This is a genomic window from Cupriavidus sp. MEYA8 (assembly GCF_059278825.1).
Map to the genome: position 1 here is coordinate 112,493 of NZ_JCAEMD010000003.1, position 20,132 is coordinate 132,624.

Genomic DNA, 20,132 nt, shown 5'->3' on the forward strand with positions numbered 1-20,132 from the left:
GTATCCCGCCCAATCCACCGTAATGCAGCACCACATTCTGGATGTTGTCGTTGTAGTCGCTGGCCGTAAAGAACTGCTGCTGACTCAGGTCGATCAGCCCCAGCACGTTAGCGTCGGCGATGCCGAGCAGGCCGCCGGCAACGGTCACCCCCGCTTCAGGGGCAACATTATGCGCAATGGTGAAGGTCTGGGTAGCGATGTTGCCGACGTTGCCAGCGTTGTCCACCACCCGAGTCTCCAGGGTATAGCCACCATCGGCGAGTTGGCCTGGGGCGAACCACGACCAGTTAGTCCCGTTGACGCTGGCCGGGCTCCAGGTGGCGCCGCCGTCCAGGCTGACTTGCACGGTCTCGCCGCTGCCGAGCGGACTGCCCAGGGTGCCGCTGAAGATCGGCGTGGTATCGCCAGTGACCCAGTCTCCGACCACGCCCGTGTCGTCGGTGATTCCCGTGACGGCGATGGATGCGGCAGGGGCAGTGGTATCCACCGTCACGGCGAACGGCGTGCTGGCACCACTGGTGTTGCCCGCCGCGTCGGTGGTCGTGGCAGTAAGGCTGTGGTTGCCCTCGACGAGCGTCGGCGTGAGCGTCCAGTTGCCGGCGCCGTCGGCGGTGACGGTGCCGATCAGCGTGGTGCCGTCATAGACGTTGACGGTGCTGCCTGGCTCGGTGGTGCCGGCGATGGCCGGGGTGGTGTCGTTGGTGGTGCCGCCGGCGGGGATGTTGCCGGTGGTTGGGGCGGCATCGTCGGTGAGGGTGGCGATGACGGGCGCGGCCGGGGGCGTGGTATCCACCGTCACGGCGAACGGCGTGCTGGCACTGGTGTTGCCCGCCGCGTCGGTGGTCGTGGCGGTAAGGCTGTGGTTGCCCTCGACGAGCGTCGGCGTGAGCGTCCAGTTGCCGGCGCCGTCGGCGGTGACGGTGCCGATCAGCGTGGTGCCGTCATAGACGTTGACGGTGCTGCCTGGCTCGGTGGTACCGGCGATGGTCGGGGTGGTGTCGTTGGTGGTGCCGCCGGCGGGGATGTTGCCGGTGGCTGGGGCGGCATCGTCGGTGAGGGTGGCGATGACGGGCGCGGCTGGCGCCGTGCTGTCCACAGCCAGGCCAAACGCTGGACTGGGGGCGCTGGCATTGCCCGCGGCGTCTGTCAGCCCGGCGGTAAAGACATGAGAGCCATCTGAAAGCGGAGCGGCGGGTGTGAAGGTCCAGGAGCCGTCCGCAGCGACGGTCGTCGTCCCAATCGAGACCCCGTTGTCATAGACGGTGACCGTGGCGCCAGCCTCACCCGTGCCGGACAAGGTCGGCGTCGTATCGTTGGTCGTTGCCCCGTTTGCAATCGGATCGCCCTCGTCCGTGACAGCGGTGATCGCCGGTGCGGACGGTGCCGTCGTGTCCACGGCGACCGTAGCTACCGTTGGATCGCTGGTCTTGCCCGCTCCGTCTGTCTGGCTGACGGTGACCTGATGCGGCCCGTCGGGCAACGTTCCCGGCGTGTAGGTCCAGTTGCCGTTGCCGTCGGCCGTCACCGTCACCGGCGGCTGATTGTCGACCGTGACAACGACCTTGCCATTGGGGGCGGCGCCAGACCCCTGGAATGTCGGCGTGGAATCGTTGGTGGTCGTCGCGCCGCTCGTCGCCGGCGGCCGGCCGTTGACAGAGTCATGGTGGGACGGGCCAACGGGCCGGTGCCGCCATCCCCGCCACTGCCTGCAGCAATGGCGGCGCCAATGCCTGCGGCGCCCAGTATTCCCAGCAGTGCCAACGCGGAAGCGCTGTCGTTGATCGGCTCGTACACCACCGAGGCCTCGGCAATCCCATCGCCGCCATCGATCAGTGCCTGGTCAAAGAGGACCAGCCAGCGCCCGTCTTCCTGCATGAAGACCAGGTTGTTGTAGTCGGCCCCTTTTGTGAAGAATCCCTCGATCCGCAGGCTGCGGCCATCCGTAAATTCAATGGTCAGGTCATTGCCGGCGCGCCCGTAGTTTGCAACCGTTTCCTTGTTTGCCGCGAGCAGGAAATTGGCGGGGCTGTCGGGCGCCGCGACGCTTTTCATATCCTCAGGCACAGGAATATCGGTATGGTTGGTCAGAGCAATTGACGAAGTCATTGATGTCTATCCTTTCTTGCGAAAACGAGTACCCGGTTATGCATTGCGGCCATGCTTCACTAGACTTCACTACCGTCGCATCCATACCTGCCGTCAAAAAGACGACAGTAAACCCAGGATGCGCTCCTTGTGATTACCCACATCTTATTGAGAAATTCTGTTAACCTGCGGCCGTTCAGAATAACTACGTGACGAATGGCAGGAGAAGAACAAGCAGAAGAGGAGTCATGGCTGGATCAGGAGATTGCGGGAAGCGAGTTCCGAGACGTCAGGCTTCGCAAGCGGTTTGGACTGCTGCTTGACCGACTATGGAAGGGTATGGGGCAGACCATTCCGCTTGCCTGCCAGGACTGGGCCAATACCAAGGCAGCCTATCGCTTCATGGACAATGAACGCGTCAGTGAGCAGGACATTCTGAGTGGGCATTTCGAGGCAACTGCGCAGCGCTTTTCCACGACCGATGGCCCGATTCTTGTACTGCAGGACACCACTACGTTCTCGTACGAAAGGGAACATCCCGAGCGTCGGTTATGCAAGCAACACACTGACCGCAGCCGAGCGATACGGTCGCGACAAGGCAAGCACGCAATGCGGCATCCTGATGCATTCAAGCCTCGCGGTGACGCCGCAAGGACTGCCGCTCGGGCTGACAGCCATCAAGTTCTGGAGCCGCAAGGAGTCCAAAGACACCAGGACGTTACGGAGCAAAGTCAATTTCACACGCATACCGATCGAGAAAAAAGAAAGCTTTCGCTGGATTGAGAATCTGCGGCAGTCAACGACTCGACTCGGAGATCCGGATCGCTGTGTGCATATTGGTGACCGAGAGAGTGACATCTTTGAACTGTTCTGCGCTGCGGGTGAGCTTGGAACGCATTTTCTGGTGCGTACCTGCACTGACAGGCTAGCCGGCGACGGCGAGCACACCGTTGCAGATGAAATGTCGGAAGTGCGAGTGAAGGGATTGCATCGGATCGAATTTCGCGACTCAAAAGGGCGCCCCCAGAAGGCGCTTATGGAGATCCGGTACCGGCGCATTACGATCTTACCGCCTGTCAGCAAGCAGCGGCACTATCCGGCGCTCAGGCTGACCGTCATTCATGCGACGGAGCGCAGCGAGCCAGCGGGCCGGCCGCGTATCGAATGGAAGCTTGTAACTGACCTGTCGGTGAACTCACGTGTCGAAGCTATCGAAAAGATCGACTGGTACGCGATGCGCTGGAAAATAGAGACGTTTCACAAGAACCTGAAGTCCGGCTGCAAGGCTGAAGAGTCGCAGTTGCGTACAGCAACCGATGTAAAGCTAGTACGGCCTGCTGCGCTTCGGTCTTCACTGCGACGGCTTTGCTTGGCATCTGTGTGGCCATCCAGATCGCACGCGCATCAGCCGGGTCATTCTTGTTGCCGATCACGAAAGCCTTGACGAACTTCGCCGGCATCAGCTTGATCTGGTGGCCCATCTCGGTCAATCGCCGTGCCCAGTGCTGGGAACCGCCACAGGCCGCCATGCCAATAAGGCACGGTTCGCGATTCGCAAAATGTTCGAGGAACACGGCGCGCTTTAGTTGCTTGTTCACAATTTCGCCTGTGTCAGCATCCACCCAGTGAAGCTGGAAGACACTCTTCGCGATATCCACCCCGACCGTCGTACGCTTCATTTCGAACTCTCCGGTGATGAAGTCAGTGATCATCTTCATTTTGGCCGCATCGATGACGTTGAAATGTGGGGAATCGCTCATTTTGCGCCTCCGTATCTGGCGGTAGGTGGGGGCGTTCATACCATTTGTCGCCCCGATAGAATTTGAACCCTGGGGGCGATAAGAGATAGAAGTGGCTCGTTACGGACAAGAATTCAAGGACCGGGCGGTAGCACGGTTGTTACCGCCGGAGAGTGCGGCGGTGGAAGTGGTTTCAAGGGAATTAGGTGTGGCAGTGGCCACGCTTGAGCGCTGGCGCGCAGACGCTATGTCCATGCCCGCTCGCGAGCGGGCATGGACAGCGGCGGCCAGGTTTGAGGCGGTGCTGGCGACGGCTGCGATGGACGTGGCCAGCAAGAACGCCTGGTGCCGTGAGAACGGTGTGTATCCGCAGGAGTTGGAGCAGTGGCGCACTGCCGCCACGCAGGCGCTGGCTGAGCCCGAGGATGCGCGCGCCACCCATCGTGAGACAAAGGCCGATCGGCGCCGCATCAAGGAACTCGAGCGCGAGCTGCGCCGCAAGGAGAAGGCCCTGGCCGAAGCCGCCGCCCTGTTGATACTCTCAAAAAAGCTCGAGGGGATCTTCCCGAAGGACAAGGACGAGGACGCATGATCGGCCTGGAAGATCGCCAAACGATGGTCCGCCATATCGAAACCGCTCACGCAGGCGGTGCTCGCCTGCGCCTGGCCTGCGAGGTAGCTGGCATAACCGTGCGCACGCTGCAACGCTGGAAGGCCCACGATGGCTTGGTGGTCGGCGACCGCCGCCCCGGGGCCGAGCGGCCCACGCCCGCGCATGCGCTGAGCATCGAGGAGCGCGAACGCATTCTGGCCGTTGCCAACGAGCCGCGCTTCGCCGACATGCCGCCGGCGCGCATCGTGCCCATGCTGGCCGATGAGGGTGTCTACCTGGCCAGCGAATCGAGCTTCGGCCGGGTGCTGCGCGCCCATGGGCAGACCCGGCACCGAGGACGCGCCAAGGCGCCGCGCCAAAGCCGTCCGCCCACCACGCACGTGGCCACCGGGCCACGCCAACTGTGGTGCTGGGACATGACCTATTTGCCGGCTGAGGTCGCCGGGCGCTGGTTCTATCTGTACCTCATCCTGGACGTGTACAGCCGCAAGATCGTGGGCTTCGAGGTTCACGACCGTGACGACGCCGACCACGCGGCGCATCTGGTCAAGCGCACGGCGCTGGCCGAGGGCATCCATGCCATGGAGGCCAAGCCGGTGCTGCATGGCGATAACGGCGCCACGCTCAAGGCCACCACGGTGCTGGCGATGCTGCACTGGCTGGGGGTCAAGCCTTCGTACTCGCGCCCGCGTGTGAGCGACGACAATGCCTTCGTCGAGAGCCTCTTCCGCACGGCCAAGTACCGGCCGGAGTTCCCGTCTACAGGCTTTGCCGATCTGGCCACGGCGCGTACGTGGGCGGCCCACTTCGTCCACTGGTACAACCATGAGCACCGGCACAGCGGCATCCGCTACGTGAGCCCGGCGCAGCGCCACGCCGGACAAGACGACAAGATTCTCGCCGCGCGCCACGCGCTGTATGTTCAGGCCCGTGAGCACAACCCGCGTCGCTGGTCATGCAACACTCGAGACTGGTCGCCAATCGACACGGTCACGCTCAATCCGGAGCGCGAGATTGCCGTGCCCACCAGTATCAAGCCAGGCGCCGAAAACCAGCGTTTGGCTGCATGAATGAGGCGACATCTACCTTGACGCGCGCCGGGGAAATAAGGTCATCTGGCGCGGCATGCATCGTCTTATCGACATTGAGCTCGGATACTGGCTGGGGCGTGAAAAATGTGGGTAATGGCAAGAGGATGCGCTCTTGTTTACAGCCTACTTCTGTATAAGGGGATGGGTTGGGTGGGGTCCTCAAATCAACGCTTCAGCCAGTTGTCACGCTGACCTCCGCTGGAGGTATTTTCGACGACCTGTTAAGTCCGTTACCTGCACAAAAGTATGAGAAAACAATACCAGTACGCCACTCAATGAATCTGAAATTTTCTCAAAATACCGCTAGTAATACAGGCCATCGTATGAAATCGCGTGTACGCTCAGGCGCTCCTCAGCATCCGCTCGAACGTCAACTGATGGAGCAGAAGCATTACAACCTGCTGTTTCGCCGCTTCATCGGGCTGTCGATGGACCGCCCAGTTTGGGTGCCCACGGTCTTCACCAAGAACCGCGAACGGCTGATTAAGCATGATGCTGTGATCGAGTACTTCAACGAGGTGCAGGCCATCGCGCAGAAGAAGGTGACCAATGCGGACGGACACGCCGAGCGCGAGGCCGCGTAGGTCATGCATCAACGATGCCAAGCAGGTGACGGGGAAGGTGGCATCGGATGTTGATGGCGATCAATCTGTTTGAGGCCCACGTGGCAAAGATCAATACGAGCCCGGACCGACCACAGGCGGGGAAGGCAGATGTGCCCAGCGCGTCGGTTGCGTGTTGTTGTCCGGTGTATTGGCGCTGACCATGCAGGGACCAGGCTTTGCCCGTACACGCGATCGTTCAGGGGCAGAGTGGAAGTTGCCGCGGCATTTTCATGAATCAGGCTGCAACCGAGTTTGAGGAAGGCGCCGTGGATATTCGCACGGTGCTCAAAGCGAATACGAAGACGACGGAATTGAGCAACCTGGCATGAGTGCGCTCGATCAAAGACGGAATTTGCACATACCGCGACCACGTATCAAGCGCGGCAATTGCGTGACATCACGGGCGTTTGCGCCTGGCACGATGGTGGCAACGGGAATGCAGTTGGCGATGATTGCGCTGTGGCGCTTGGAACTTGGCCGCCCACGTTCCGTCGCGTTCATCCCTGTTTTTCATCTACCCCATTTGCGCAAAATGCCGAGAAATCGACGACCACGCGAGAGAAGTCGATCTGGCTGGCGGCTCGCAGTTTTGGCAAGCCGCCGCCAGCACGGCTCTGCCAAGCGCCGGCGCGTTGCCAGTCGCATCAGCGCCGCTAGCAGGAGCCCGTCTCTGCAGGAAGATTGCGCCGGCCCAGACCGGGCTTGCATGAACGGCTTGGCCATCCTTCTGATCCCGTCCGTATTGATTGTTCATTCACCACTTGCCATTGCAGTTAACGGCCCTCGAGGTCATCTGGAAACCGTTGCCAGGCAAACGGCCGTCTTTTTGATTGTTCCAGTTAGCCTTCCTGAGTTCATATGAAGCGTCAACCCAAGTTCCTGCCGCCCTGTTCCGTACCGTTGGTGGTGGTGGATTCGAGAACCCTTCGGCTACTGACTGTGTTTATTTGCGCCTTCGGGTTTGCAGCAACCTCCCAGCGCGTCATGGCGACGGCCTGTAACCTTCCGTCGGATTCAACCACTACCATGTCTAGCGCGAGCGCGTGTACGGGGGCAGCCGGAACCGCCGGCTTGAATGGCGGGATCGGAACTTCCCCCGTCGCAGGAACCGGCGCCAACGGAGGCCCCGCCCCATCATCTGGCACCTCTGGCGGCGCGGGCGGCACGGGTGTTATTGCTGGCGATAACGTTACTTGGACCAATAGCAGCACTACCAGCGGTGGAGCCGGTGGAGCCGGTGGCAAAGGTGGCAACGGTGGGGCGGGTGCAAGCAATAGCAGCGCCGGGGCACCGGGGGGGGGCGGGCGGAGCAGGGAGTGCCAGTGGCGCTGGCGGCGCTGGCGCTAACGGCGCTGTTGGCGGTACGAACTTCAATGTAAACAATACCGGGACGATCAGCGGTGGCGTTGGTGGCGTTGGTGGCGCTGGTGGTGTTGGCGGCAATGCCGGTAATGGCGGCGCTGGCGCCGTTGGCGGGAATGGCGGCAATGGCGGCAACGCGGCAAACGGCTCGGCTGGCGGCGCTGGCGGGAATGGCATTTTGGGCGACACCAGTTTCGTTCTCAACAATACCGGGACGATCAGCGCTGGCACCGGTGGCGGCGGTGGCAATGGTGGCCTTAGTGGTAACGGTGGTAACGGTGGCGCTGGCGGTACCGGCGGGAATGGCGGGAATGGCGGGAATGGCGGTCTAGGGGGGGCAGGTGGTATGGGCGGCGCTGGCGGTACAGGTGTCGGCTCTTCGACCGGTGACGGCGCCTTCACTCTGATCAATGGCATTGGCGCGGTCATCAAGGGCGGCAATGGCGGCAATGGCGGCCTCGGCGCAGGTGCCTCGAGCGGCCTAGGAGGCGCCGCAGGCACCGGAGGCAGTGCGGGCCTGAAGGGTTCGACTGTGGGCGGCGCTGGCGGCGCCGGCGGTGCTGGCGGCAATGGCGTTACCAGCGGCAATGGTTCCGACCTGACCAACAACGGCAGCATTGCTGGTGGCGGCGGCGGCGGTGGCGGTCAGGCCATCAATCCTCGGGTTTCCGGTGTTGGTGCCATTGGCGGCAACGGCGGCTCGGGGGGGGCGGGTGTTGGCGTTGCAAGCAGTGGCGATCGATTCACGCTGCGCAATAACAGTGGGGCCACCATTACGGGCGGTAGCGGCGGCAACGGGGGGGCGGGCGGTGGTGGGACGAATGTAACGATAGCGCCTAGCGGCAACGGTGGTTCGGGCGGAGACGGTGTCAGCGCGGGAACGGCCGGTTCCAGCATCGTCAATGCCGGAACCATCAAAGGCGGGTCAGGGGGAGCAGGGCCCTATCTTGCGCCTGGCCCGAGCCTATTGGGCGGAAATGGTGGCGCGGGTGTTAGGGGCGCCAGTTTCACATTGGCCAACACAGGCGCGATCAGCGGCGGCAATGGGGGGGCGAAAGCGACAACACCCGGTGCGGGCGGCGTCGGCATCGTCAGCACGGGTAACTCGAATATCACGACCAGCGGCAGCGTGAATGGTGGGAAATCGGGCAGCGGAGCCCAGGCGAACGCGGTTGAGTTAAGCGGCGGTGGCAATAAGCTGACGCTCCAAGCCGGCTACAGTTTCACCGGTAATATCGTCAGCACTAGCGGTGCGACCAATGGGGGCGACAGCCTGGTTCTGGGTACCACCAGCGCATCCACCTTCGACACGTCAAAGTTTTTTGGTTTCACGAGCTATACGGTGGCCAGTACGGGCAACTGGACTGCGACCGGAACCCCCGCCACTGCGGTGGTGCCCTGGTCCATCCAGAGCGGCGGCAATCTGACCGCCTCGATCACGAGCCTTGGCTCGGGGGTCATCAACAACCTTGGGACGCTCAATATCAACCAGGCCAGTGCCGGCACGCTGGCCAACCAGCTCAGCGGCAATGGCCTGCTGACGGTCAACACGGGAGGCAACGCGTTCAACTTTGCGTCTAGACCGGGTTCGGGCTTTGCCGGTACCTTGGCGATGCAGAACACGGCCTTCAGCCTGGGCGGGGTGAACACCACCACGTTGACCAACGCGACGCTGCGCGCGGATACGGGCAGCACGACCACGGTGGCCGACGGCAACCAGACGATCGGGGGCCTGACCTTCAATGGCGGCACCGTGGTGTTCGATGCCAACGCGCCGGAAGCGACACAGTCCGCAAGCACGATCACGGCCAACATGCTGGATGCCCGGGGCGCGGGCAAGGTTGGCATCACGGTGCCGCAGCCCTACACGCCCAGCCCGCAGAACACACCGAACGCACTGAACCTGCAGCAGCAGGATGACGCCAACGTCGGGGTCAAGCTGGTGAATGCCCAGAGCACGACCGGCACAGGCGGTGCACTGACACTGGTGGATCAGAATGGCGCCGCGATCTCGGCGGCAAAGGTGGTCGACGTCGCGCAGGGCGGCAACACGGTGGCCACGGCGACCTATGACTATGGCCTGACCACGGCGCCGGGCGATGGCCTGTACGTCAACTATGGCCTCAAGCAACTGGATCTGCAGCAGAACCAGACGCTGACGCTGGCCGAGAATACGGGGGCAAGCGGTGCCGCAGCCGATCTGTCGGCCAAGCTCACCGGCTTGGGCAGCCTGGCAATTGATGCGGGGGTGGGTGTGGTGTCGCTGTCGAACACCACCAACGACTACACGGGCGACACGACCGTGCAGTCGGGGACGCTGCGCACGGATGTGGACCACGCGTTGGGCAAAACGAGCACGCTGCACATCGCCAATGCGGCGACGGCAAACCTGAACGGTACCACCCAGGGGATTCAGCAACTGGACGGCCAATCGAGTTCGACCCTGAACGTGCATGGCGGCACGCTGAACATCGCCAACGGGGGCACGTCGGCGGGCAGCCTGACGGGGGCCGGCCAGTTGAACGTGAACGGTGGTCTGCTGGACGTGCAGGGTGCCAATGCGGGGCTCACGGCCAACACGGCCATCGCCTCGGGTGCCACGGTGCAGCTGCATGATGCGGCGGGTCTTGGCAGCGGCGCCATCGCGGACAACGGCACGCTGGCGCTCAATGGTGCGGCCGGTTCGCTGGCCAACAACGTGAGCGGAGCGGGTGCGGTGCACCTGCTCAATGGTGCGAACGTGAGGGCGGCGGGCGACAACAGCGGGTTCTCGGGCACCTTCAATATCGACAGCGGCACGACGCTGACAGCGGGCACGCAGCAAAACCTGGGGTCGGCTGCGATTGCGGATAACGGCCGACTGGTGGTGAACACAAACACGGACTGGAGGCTGGTCAACGCGGTGTCAGGTGCCGGTGACCTGATCAAGCAGGGCACCGGCAAGCTGACAGTGGGCGATGCGCTCACCTACAGCGGCAAAACCGACGTGCAGGCCGGCACGCTGATTGTGGGCGATGCGGCCAAGGCGGGTGTCACGCTAGGGGCGCAAGGCGCCGGTACGTTGACAGTAAGGCAAGGCGCAACCTTGGCGGGCCTGGGTACGGTGAGCGGACAGGTTCTGAATGCCGGCACAGTCAGCGCACTTAACGCGCTGCCAGGCGATGGAGCGTTGACGCCGGCCGCCGAAGGTACGACTGGCGTGTCGACGTCAGCCGCCGCCGGCACGCTGACGCTGGCCAATGGGCTGGTCAACAGCGGCACGGTGAACCTGGCGGGCGCGAGCGTGGGTAATCAACTGGTGGTCAAGAATGGCTACGTGGGTAACGCCGGAACTGTAGTGCTGAACACGGTCATGGGCGGTGACAACTCCGCCACCGACAAGCTGGTGATCGACAGCGGCAATGCCTCGGGCAATACGGCACTCGTCATCAAGCATGCGGGAGGTAATGGCGCACAGACAGGCCAGGGCATTCGGGTTGTGCAAACGGCCAATGGCGGCACCACGGATGCGAACGCGTTCAGGCTGTCGTCGACCTCGGATGGCTACCGCTCCGGCTTCGACATGATTGCGTCGGGGCAATACCTCTACAGCCTGAAGCGGGGTGGTGTGGACGGCGTGGCCAATGACTGGTACCTGACCTCCCAGATCCGCCCGGAGGTAGGCTCCTACCTGAGCAATCGCCTGTTTGCGCAGACGATGCAGTTTCATTCGCTGCACGAGCGTTCGGGGCAGGCATCCGGGTTGGTCGAGGCAGGGCAGGGCGCGACAGACGATGCAGGTGCCTGGGTGAGTGTGGCTGGCAAAGCCGCCTCCCGGAGCGGCGTGGGCGGGCTGGACATGTCGGATACGAGCTACATCGTGCGCGCGGGCGCAGATGTGCTCCGTGCGAGCGATGGGGGTGAAGGCCGCGTGCGCGTTGGTGTGATGGGTGCCTATGGATCAGACAACAGTCACGCCAGCAAAGAGGGCCCGAGTTCGCGTGGTACGGTCGACGGATATAACGCGGGCGTGTATGCGACGTGGTACGGCAGCCATGACATTCTGATCGGGCCCTACGTGGATAGCTGGGTAATGTACGGCACGTTCAACAACAAGGTGAGCGGCCAGGGATTGCCCACGGAGAGCTACAAGTCGAGCAACCTGGCGGCTTCTCTTGAGGGCGGGTACTCGTTCCAGATTTACCAAAGTGAGAACGCATGCGTTTTCCTGCAGCCGCAAGCGCAGGTCATTTTGTCTAGCTACCAAGCAAATACGCACACGGAGCAAAACGGCACGGTGGTTTCGGGACAATCGGGAACGAGTGTGACCACGCGCGTTGGCATGCGGCTATATGGCAGCGTGAAGGACGAGGCGATTGGCCGAGGGCAGATGCTACCGTTCGCGGAGTTGAACTGGTGGCATGGCCCCGCGTCGCAGAGCATTGCATTTGATGGGGCCGCAGTGACAGACGGGTTGCCGGCGAATCGGCTAGAGGGAAAGATCGGCCTGCAGGGTAACGTGAGCAAGGCCGTCAGGGTGTGGGGCGCGGTGGGCTTTGAGGTTGGCGCGCACGAATATACGGCTGGCAAGGCGCAAGTGGGGCTCAAGTACGCTTGGTAAGAGCAATTTGCAATCAAACGAGGTCGCCCAGTCCCGCGATTCAGAAGAGCACCCTGGGACAAATCCGCCCGCAGTTGCGGTAAGCGAGCAAGTAGAGCCGGAAATAGGCGTCCAATAGCCGAAAAACTCGATTCGGGGGCGCGTAGCTTCCGAATTGTGAAATCAAGCGGTGCACACCTGCAGCAGGCGGAAAGCATGCAGTTTGTGCGGGGAGTACTTCAGCAGCCTGCTAGATCGTGAGCTTGTCTAGCGATATGCCACGGGCACGTTGACAGTGATTCCAATTGGTGACGTGCCTCAGGCACATCGTTTCAATGCGCTGATTGCAGGCCTATCCTAACGACGGAGCGACGCAGGAGCGCTATGACTGATGCAGCTACCACTGTAGATGGAGAGAATCTTGGCGCTGGCTAGTATTGAGACGCCGTCAGAGTTCCTGTCGGGTCAGGTTCCGGGACACAGGACATACCGGATGGCCAGAGTTGTTGTGCTGTCGTCGTTGTTGTTCTTTGTGGTCATTGCGCCTTTTGCATCGGTGCCGCTGGTGCAATTGCCGGCTTTCATTCCGATTTACGAGTCGGTACTCATCGCCAATGACTTGATCACCGCTGTTCTGCTATTTGGACAATGCGTCATCACGCGCTCACGCGCCTTGCTGATGCTGGCTGGCGGCTACCTGTTTACGGCCACGACTGCAAGCGGGCACCTGTTGTCGTTCCCAGGGCTCTTCGCGCCCAGTGGCCTGCTTGGTTCAGGGCCGCAGAGCACTGCCTGGATCTACATGTTCTGGCATGCGGGCTTTCCGGTTTTCGTGATGGGCTATGTATGGCTCAAGCGGCGCTTGCCCGATGACCCCGAAGGTGCTCCCCTGACGGTGTCTGCGGTGCTCTGGATGGTGGGCATTGTGTTTTCCGTGGCTGCAGGATTCATCGCATTGGCTACGGTGGGCGCAAACTGGTTACCAGCCATCATGGTGGCACACCACTACACACCGACGATGGCGATAGTCACCGGGTTGACGTGGGGCGTGAGTCTGGTTGCCCTGGTCGTCTTGTGGCGCGGCCGACCGCATTCGACCATCGACGTATGGCTGATGGTCGTACTCTGCGTGTGGGCGTGCGATGTGGCGCTCAGCGCCGTGTTTAATGCCGGCCGTTATGACCTTGGCTTCTACATGGGGCGCATTTATGGGTTGTCGGCAGCAAGTTTCGTTCTAATGCTGCTGCTCCTTGAGAACAGCGTCCTGCATTCGCGCCTGGTTGTCGCATTGGCAGAGCTCAACCGGTTAGCAGCAACTGATCCGCTCACGGGAGTGGGCAATCGGCGTGCCTTCGAAGCGGGCTTGCGCGATGAGTGGAGCCGATGCGCGCGCGCTGGCGAACCCCTGTCGCTACTCATGATCGATGTCGATTTCTTTAAGGCCTACAACGATCAGTATGGCCACCCGCAAGGCGATCGATGTCTGAAGGCAGTGGCAACATGCCTGGTCGAAAATATGTACCGTGGCGGCGATTTGGTGGCCCGCTACGGTGGAGAAGAATTCGCGATTTTGTTGCCCGATACCGACGCAGCGACACAGGTCGCGCGGCGCCTGTGCGACGCCGTCGCTGAGCTGGCGATTGTGCATGCGGAATCAGTCGTGGCACCACACGTGACAGTGAGCATCGGCGTCGCTAGCGTGTGGCCGCGGGACGGAGCATCACCGCAGAGCCTAGTGGAGGCAGCAGATGATGCGTTGTATGCGGCCAAGACTGCCGGTCGCAACCAAGTAAGCAGTCCTTCATTGACGCCCTATCAAGGTAATCGGTGAGCAGGGATGATGGTGTCCGCCTAGAACAAGATGGACATCTACCATGGAAGAGAGGAATGGCGAGGGTGCTGTCCTGCCCTGGACGGGCTTTTTTCGCCCCCGCGGGCACGTCGGCCGCGATAATGGATCGCGTCGGCCGCGACGTACAGACCGCCCTGGCGGATCCGTCGGTCATTCAGCGGTCAATTGTGGTGTACGGGGGCGATCGTGGCCGGCAGTCAGGCGGCGAGTTTCTGCTGAACCGGCGGATTGTCTTGTGCCGGTGCACAGGCCTTGGAGGGGACGCCCTTCAGGAACAGTTCGATATGTTCGGCACTATCGAAGGGATCGCGCCTGCACGACGTCGACGTAGGCACAGCCCCGAGTTCAAGGCCAAAGCCAGTAGGCGTCCGAGTCGATTGCGGTCGCCGCGCTACGCCTGCCAATCTGCAGGACGAGTCAGCTGGTTTTGTCGCAGTAAGAAAGACCAGCCGGCAAGAAGCCGGCATTGATGCTGGCTTATGTTGCGAGGGAATAGAATTGCTGTGCAGCGGACGCAGCGGCCCCACCGGGACGCTGCATCTGCTCCTTGGCGATCATATGCATCAACTCGATGCGCGCAGCGAAAGGCTTTAAACCCGAGCATCGGTCGGGTGATGCGCTTGATCGCCCGATGGTCTTGCTCGACGACGTTGTTCAGGTACTTGACCTGGCGAATGGCGATGGGCGTTCCCCGTTCGGCGTTGAGGTCGTGCAGCACCGCCAGGTTGGCCGAGCTGCCGTCGACGGTTACCGTGTCAGGCTGGCCGTGCTGCGCGATGGCCTTTTCGAAAAACCGTTCGTGCTGCGGCCTTGTCACGCTGAGCGCGCAGCATGAAGTCGATGGTATTGCCCGCCTTGTCGACCGCCCGGTACAGATACTTCCACTGGCCGCGTACCAGGATGTAGGTCTCGTCCATGCGCCAGCTTTTCCCCACTGGGCGCTTGGAGCGGCGAAAGATCCTGTTTAGCGCCGGCAGCAATTTCAGCGCCCAGCGGTGCACGGTCGAATGGTCAACCGAGATGCCACGCTCAGCCATCATTTGCTCGAGATGACGCAGGCTCAGCGGTTAGGCCACATACCACCGCACGCAGGTCAGCATCACCTCCAGCGGGTAGTGCAGACGCTTCAATACCTTCGCAACTTCCAAGTTCATGACCGCTGCCAACACTTGCTGAAATCGACACCGGCCCATTCTACCGGAGGCTTATTGCGACAGAGCCAGCGGAGCGAGCCTTGATGTCGAGCCCGCCTTCCCTCGTTTGGGCGAGATATCGGTGCCAGCGCTTGTGATTTGGGGAGACCTCGACTTTCCCCACATTCAAGAGCGATCCCGTCAAGTTGCAACTATGATGTTGAACGGATCGTGTCATGAGTTGACCGGGGCCGCGCACTTACCGAGCCTGGAGCGACCGGCGGACATATCGGGCCTGCTCGCGGAGTTCATCAATCGTTGCTCTAACCGCGGGGGATAGCCCGCTCGTGAGCGTCCCGCGTAACCGTTTCAGCTTCTGCAAGTAGATGCCGCCGCCGAGGCTGGCCGGCGCTTCTAGCGGTCAGCGACGCACGCGGCCTGTCCGAGCGACCCGCCGGCCGCGTGCGCATCAGCGCAGGCCAGCTTCGGCGTGCTGCGGCACAATGCGCTGGTGCTGCAGTTCCAGCAGCGTTATCCGGAGGTGGAGGTAGAGTTGCTGTTCGACGACCGTTTCATCGACCTAGTGGAGGAGCGCGTCGATGTCGCGGTGCCGCTCGGCGCGACGCTGCCGCCCAATGTGATCGCGCGACGGATCGCGGTGTCGCCGCGGATGCTGGTGGCCTCTCCCGACTACCTGGCACAACATCCGCGCATCTGCCAGCCCGTCGACCTGGCCCGCCACCAGATCCTGCGCTTTAGCTGGCTGGCCGCCGGCGACGATATCGTGCTCGACGGCCCCGGCGGCCAGGCGCTGGTCAGCACGCCGTGCCGCTACCGCGTCAACAACTCGGTGGCGATGCGCAAGAGCTTTCTAGCCGGCACCGGCTTCGGCTTGACGCCGGCCTGGCTGGTGCAGGACCTGCTCGACAGCGACGCGCTGCGCGCGTGCTGCCGCGCTGGAGCGGCCCGACGCAGGATGCCTTCCTGGTGTATCCGTCGCGGCGCTACCAGCCAGCACGGGTGCGGGTGTTGCTCGACTACCTTGGGGCGGAGATCGCAGCTTGCCGGGCTTCACGGCTGTGTGAAGCGCGCGGCGGGGGCGGTCAGTGCAACTGCCCCCGCGCCACCAACAGTGTCAGCGGCCGCGCCAGCAGCGTACTGGCCAGTGCCATCAGCAACAGCCCGGAAAAGGCCGTCGTGCTGATGATGCGCGCGTCCAGCAGCACTGTCAGCACGACCAGCTCGACCAGCCCCTTGGTCTGCAGCAGGGCACCCAGTGCCAGCGATTCGTGCCAGCCCATGCCCGCGCGCAGCGCGGGAAGCGCGACGCCGGCCATCTTGCCGGCAATGGCCACCGCCAGCGAGAGCGCCGCGATCCACAGCGCCATCGGCTCCTGCAGCGTGATCTCGGTGCGCAGCCCGGCGGCAAGGAAGAAGAACGGTAGCAGCACCACCACCGTCATCGGCTCCAGTTGCTGGCGCACGCGCTGCGCCGCTTGCGAGGGCCACACCAGTCCGGCGACGAAGCCGCCCATCACATGGTGCAGGCCAGCCAGCTCGCCAAGGAATGCCGACGCCAGCACCAGAAACAACGCGATCGCCAGCAACAGCTCGGTCTCCGGTGCGCGATGGCGCAGCAGCCAGGCCAGCGCGGGCCGTACGACGCCGAACATCAATGCCAGGTAGGCACCGGCGCGCGCGGCGACGGCGAGCGCGCCGGCGCCATCCTGGCCGCCTTGCTGCAGCAGCAACAGCGTCAGGAACAGCCACACCCAGCCATCGTTCACCGCCGCGCAGCGCAGGGCGAGCTGGCCGATGCTTGTGCCGGTCAGGCGCATCTCGCGCAACACCGCGCCAAGTACCGGCAGCGCCGTGACGGCGGTGCTAATGCCGATGGCACAGGCAAACCAGTAGGGGTCGGCCCGCTCACCGGCAACCGGCCAGCCGGCGCTGAACATCCACCACCCCGCCACGGCACCGAGTCCGAACGGCACAGCGATGCTGCCCAGCGAGATCTGGAAGGTGGCGCGCCATTGCGCGGGCACGCCGCCCTCGCGCAGGTGCAGGCCGGTCAGAAAGCAGAACAGCGTCACCGCTAGCCACTGCAGCCCGGACAGCATCGGCAGGTGGTCGGGGCCGAACAGCGCGGCCCAGCCTTGCGGGGCCAGCTGCCCGAACACCGATGGGCCCAGCAGGATGCCGGCCAGCACTTGCACGCCGACCAGCGGGAACACCGACTGCAGGCCGGCGCCGCGCCACAGCAGGTAGGGGAGTGCAACAACCAGCATCGCCTGCAGGAAGAAGATGTTGACAGCGTTCATTGCGCGGCTCTCCTGTTGCTTACCATTTCGCCTCCCGCACTTCCTGCAGCAGGCGGCGCAGCTCGGGTTCGAGCGCGCGGTCCTGCACGACCAGCGGGATTTCCGTTTCCAGCCGCACAGCCAGCGGCCGCAGCGGCTGCGGCAGCGTGTAGCCGGTGCGCAGCCGCAGCGCGATGCCCTGGCGCACGGCGACCAGCATCGCCGCCGCCACCTGCTCTGTGAGTTCCAGCACGCGCAGGCAGTCGCGGCTGGCGATGGTGCCCATGCTGACCTTGTCCTGGTTGTGGCATTCGGTCGAGCGCGAGAACGCGGTGGCCGGCATGGTGTGCTTGAGCGCCTCGGCGGTCCATGCCGAAGCGCCGATCTGCACCGCCTTCAGGCCATGGTTCAGCGGCGCGTCGGCACCGGTGGCGCCCGACAGGTTGGCCGGCAGCCCGTTGTTATAGCGCGGGTCGACCAGCGTGGCGAGCTGGCGGTCCATCAGGTCGGCGACGCTGGCGACGGCGGTCTTGAGCGCGTCCATGGCGAAGGCGATATGCCCCCCGTAGAAGTGGCCCCCGTGCAGCAGGCGCTCTTCGTCCGGCTCGACCAGCGGGTTGTCGTTGGCGCTGTTCAGCTCAGTCTCGATCCAGCGCCGCGACCAGTCGAGCGCGTCTTCGAGCACGCCGATCACATGTGGCGCGCAGCGCAGCGAATAGCGGTCCTGCAGCCGGTTGGCGTTGCGCGGCGCCTGCGTGTCGCCGAGCAGATGGCGGATGCGCTGCGCGGCGCGTTTCTGGCCGGGGTGCGGCTTGGCATCGAACAGCGCCGCGTCGTAGTGGTAGGGATTGCCGTCCACCGCCGCCACCGCTGCGGCGGTCAGCGTGGCGGCAAGCCGCGCGAGGTTGGCGGCGCGCTGCCATGCGAGGCAAGCGAGCCCTGTCATCACCGCAGTGCCGTTCATGATCGCCAGCGCTTCCTTGGGACGCAGGCGCAGTGGTTCACGCCCGATCGCGGCGAGTGCTTGGCCAGCGGGCTGGCGCCGGCCCTGGTACACCACTTCGCGCTCGCCACACAGCGTCGCCGCGACATACGACAGCGGCGTCAGGTCGCCGCTGGCACCGACCGATCCCTCGGCGGGAATACACGGCAGCACGTCATGGGCGAGGAACGCGGCCAGCTGCTCCAGCAGCGCGGGGCTGACCGCCGAATAGCCCTGGCACAGCGAGGCCAGCCGGGCGGCGAGCACGGCGCGGGTCTCGTCGGCATTGAGCACTCGGCCCAGCCCGCAGCCATGGAAGGTGTACAGGTGCACTGGCAGCTCGTAGGCGCGTGCGACCGGGACCGTGGTCTCGCACGAGTCGCCATAGCCCGTGGTGACGCCGTAGACGCGGCCATCCTCCTGCAGCAGCCGGTCCAGGAAAGCCATGCCGCGCGTGATGCGGGCGCGGAAGGCCGGCGCATCGGACAGCACGGCGCCAGCGCGGCGGTGCGCCAGTGCGGTCACCGCTTCGAGGCTGAGGGGCGTGCCGTCAAAGACCACCGATGTGGCGGTATGGGCGGCATCCGAGGCAAGGTATTCAGACATCGGTTCAGGCATTCATCTTTGCTGCGGCGCAGTGCCGGATGGCACGAGCCGCCAGTAGCGGGGAAAGGGCATCCCGGGCGCGGTCACTGTGCGCAGGTCGTCAGCACAGAGCGCGAGCACATGACCGTCGTGCAGCCACGTGCAGGCGTTTGCGTCCTGCGCGCCGGATGCGGCCGCGATACCGAGGGCATGGCCCAGCATGGTTGCAAACAGGCCACCACCGTGGCGCTTCAGTGCCGCCTCCTTCAGCGTCCACGCGTGCGCAAAACTGTGCACGGTGTCCGCGGGAGCGGCCGTGTGGCTGGCCAGCGTGGCGCGCTCGACGTCGGTAGTGATCGCGCCATAGAGCGAGTCCAGTTCCTTGCGTGCGCGGCACGGTTCGAGATCGAGCCCGAGCGTAGCCGCGCTCACGGCGCAGGCAACGAGGTCACCGCTGTGCGAAATCGACAGGCTCGCAGGAACAGGCCCGGAAGCCGCCGGCGGCGCATCGGCGCCGCCCGTCAGCGTCCAGGCCTGCCACACGCCACCAAAGGCTTCGGCCAACAGCGTGCGCGCGAGCCAGCGGCCGGCGACGAATTGTCCGCGCCGCCGCGCCGATTGCATCGCCGCCAGCCGTGCAAGTTCGCCTTCAGTCATCCACGAATGCGTCTCGGGTGCCTGCGCGGCAAGCTCGGTCACGCACCCAAGGCGCAGCCAGGTCGTCATTACTGCGCCACCTTGGCGTAGGTGCCCTTGAGCGCGACACCCACCACCACGGCGCCGGCGTGGCATTCGTAGGCGGTCAGGCTGGCGACCTCGTTCTTCTTGTAGTCGCCAACGATGTCGATCACCGCATTGGCGCCCTGCGACTTGGCCGTTTCCTGCAGCGCGATCAGCGCTGACAGCGCGGCCCAGCGGCAGCCGTCCTCATCGCTCTTGCCCACGCCGTTGGTTTTGCGGTTGGAGACGCCCGAATCCATGCGCTGCAGCACCTTGGACGTCTTCTGGCCGGACAAGTAGAAGCGGAAGGAATCGTCGAGCTTTTCCTTGGCCTCGGGCATGTCAAGCACTTCCTGCATCGGCGGCATGTACTTGGTGTCGCGCGCGTGCGCCGGCGCCGACAGCAGAGCGCTGGCGCACAGGGTCATGGCAACGACAGAGAGAGAGCGGATTGCATAGATCTTCCTTATTCTTGGTTGGCAATCT

9 protein-coding genes and 7 pseudogenes are annotated in these 20,132 nt (G+C 63.6%); 7 read left to right on the forward strand and 9 right to left on the reverse strand.

Translation table 11 applies throughout. The annotated features are described in order from the left end of the window. Positions 1 to 235: 235 nt before the first annotated feature. Positions 236 to 1,561: pseudogene (locus AC5WJ1_RS28465) on the reverse strand (Ig-like domain-containing protein); the annotation flags it as partial. Next, a complete protein-coding gene (locus AC5WJ1_RS28470) occupies positions 1,528 to 2,106 on the reverse strand; it encodes a BapA prefix-like domain-containing protein (protein ID WP_494477295.1) in 579 nt (192 codons plus the stop codon). The gene AC5WJ1_RS28470 and the pseudogene AC5WJ1_RS28465, both read right to left, overlap by 34 nt. 195 nt (positions 2,107 to 2,301) lie before the next feature. On the opposite strand from AC5WJ1_RS28470, the pseudogene AC5WJ1_RS28475 reads away from it, so the two are divergent. Then, positions 2,302 to 2,445: pseudogene (locus AC5WJ1_RS28475) on the forward strand (transposase DNA-binding-containing protein); the annotation flags it as partial. Between the two features lie 262 nt (positions 2,446 to 2,707). After that, positions 2,708 to 3,346, forward strand: a pseudogene (locus AC5WJ1_RS28480) (IS4 family transposase); the annotation flags it as partial. 49 nt (positions 3,347 to 3,395) lie between these two features. Here the strand turns inward: AC5WJ1_RS28480 and AC5WJ1_RS28485 are convergent. Then, positions 3,396 to 3,764 (reverse strand): annotated as a pseudogene (locus tag AC5WJ1_RS28485) (IS110 family transposase); the annotation flags it as partial. 172 nt (positions 3,765 to 3,936) lie between these two features. Between AC5WJ1_RS28485 and AC5WJ1_RS28490 the strand changes: the two are divergent. Both AC5WJ1_RS28490 and AC5WJ1_RS28495 read left to right on the forward strand, forming a co-directional pair. Beyond that, positions 3,937 to 5,507, forward strand: a protein-coding gene (locus AC5WJ1_RS28490) for an IS3 family transposase (protein ID WP_494477296.1) whose coding sequence is annotated in 2 segments (ribosomal slippage) — positions 3,937 to 4,366 and positions 4,366 to 5,507 — 1,572 coding nt in all. Because the reading frame shifts where the segments join, the coding sequence is not laid out codon by codon here. Between the two features lie 386 nt (positions 5,508 to 5,893). Further along, a pseudogene (locus AC5WJ1_RS28495) lies at positions 5,894 to 6,070 on the forward strand (transposase); the annotation flags it as partial. A gap of 296 nt (positions 6,071 to 6,366) precedes the next feature. Here the strand turns inward: AC5WJ1_RS28495 and AC5WJ1_RS28500 are convergent. Beyond that, positions 6,367 to 6,723: pseudogene (locus AC5WJ1_RS28500) on the reverse strand (transposase family protein); the annotation flags it as partial. Between the two features lie 950 nt (positions 6,724 to 7,673). Between AC5WJ1_RS28500 and AC5WJ1_RS28505 the strand changes: the two are divergent. Together AC5WJ1_RS28505 and AC5WJ1_RS28510 are read left to right on the forward strand one after the other, a co-directional pair. Continuing rightward, the gene (locus tag AC5WJ1_RS28505) at positions 7,674 to 12,095 is read left to right on the forward strand and encodes an autotransporter outer membrane beta-barrel domain-containing protein (protein ID WP_494477297.1); all 4,422 of its coding nucleotides are present in this window, start codon (positions 7,674 to 7,676) and stop codon (positions 12,093 to 12,095) included. Positions 12,096 to 12,567: 472 nt separating this feature from the next. After that, on the forward strand, positions 12,568 to 13,905 hold the full coding sequence (locus AC5WJ1_RS28510) for a GGDEF domain-containing protein (RefSeq protein ID WP_494477390.1): 1,338 nt from the start codon (positions 12,568 to 12,570) through the stop codon (positions 13,903 to 13,905). Positions 13,906 to 14,403: 498 nt separating this feature from the next. Here AC5WJ1_RS28510 and AC5WJ1_RS28515 read toward each other — a convergent pair. Then, positions 14,404 to 15,080, reverse strand: a pseudogene (locus tag AC5WJ1_RS28515) (IS6 family transposase). Positions 15,081 to 15,549: 469 nt separating this feature from the next. Between AC5WJ1_RS28515 and AC5WJ1_RS28520 the strand changes: the two are divergent. Next, the gene (locus tag AC5WJ1_RS28520; RefSeq protein WP_494477298.1) at positions 15,550 to 16,263 is read left to right on the forward strand and encodes a substrate binding domain-containing protein; all 714 of its coding nucleotides are present in this window, start codon (positions 15,550 to 15,552) and stop codon (positions 16,261 to 16,263) included. On the opposite strand, the gene AC5WJ1_RS28525 is transcribed toward AC5WJ1_RS28520, so the two are convergent. The 4 genes from AC5WJ1_RS28525 to AC5WJ1_RS28540 are packed head-to-tail and all read right to left on the reverse strand — an operon-like array spanning position 16,163 to position 20,074. After that, positions 16,163 to 17,380, reverse strand: coding sequence for a cation:proton antiporter (locus tag AC5WJ1_RS28525; protein WP_494477299.1), 1,218 nt, complete (start codon positions 17,378 to 17,380; stop codon positions 16,163 to 16,165). The two genes, AC5WJ1_RS28520 and AC5WJ1_RS28525, sit on opposite strands and share 101 nt — an antisense overlap. A 19-nt stretch (positions 17,381 to 17,399) precedes the next feature. Beyond that, positions 17,400 to 18,947 carry an HAL/PAL/TAL family ammonia-lyase gene (locus AC5WJ1_RS28530; RefSeq protein ID WP_494477391.1) on the reverse strand — a complete coding sequence of 516 codons (1,548 nt, stop codon included), beginning with the start codon at positions 18,945 to 18,947 and terminating at the stop codon, positions 17,400 to 17,402. A 12-nt stretch (positions 18,948 to 18,959) separates the two neighbouring features. Continuing rightward, positions 18,960 to 19,652: a 4'-phosphopantetheinyl transferase family protein gene (locus AC5WJ1_RS28535; protein ID WP_494477300.1), complete on the reverse strand. Its 693-nt coding sequence runs from the start codon at positions 19,650 to 19,652 to the stop codon at positions 18,960 to 18,962. After that, on the reverse strand, positions 19,652 to 20,074 hold the full coding sequence (locus tag AC5WJ1_RS28540; protein ID WP_494477301.1) for an excinuclease ATPase subunit: 423 nt from the start codon (positions 20,072 to 20,074) through the stop codon (positions 19,652 to 19,654). Before AC5WJ1_RS28540 ends, AC5WJ1_RS28535 begins: the two co-directional genes overlap by 1 nt. Positions 20,075 to 20,132 lie beyond the last annotated feature (58 nt).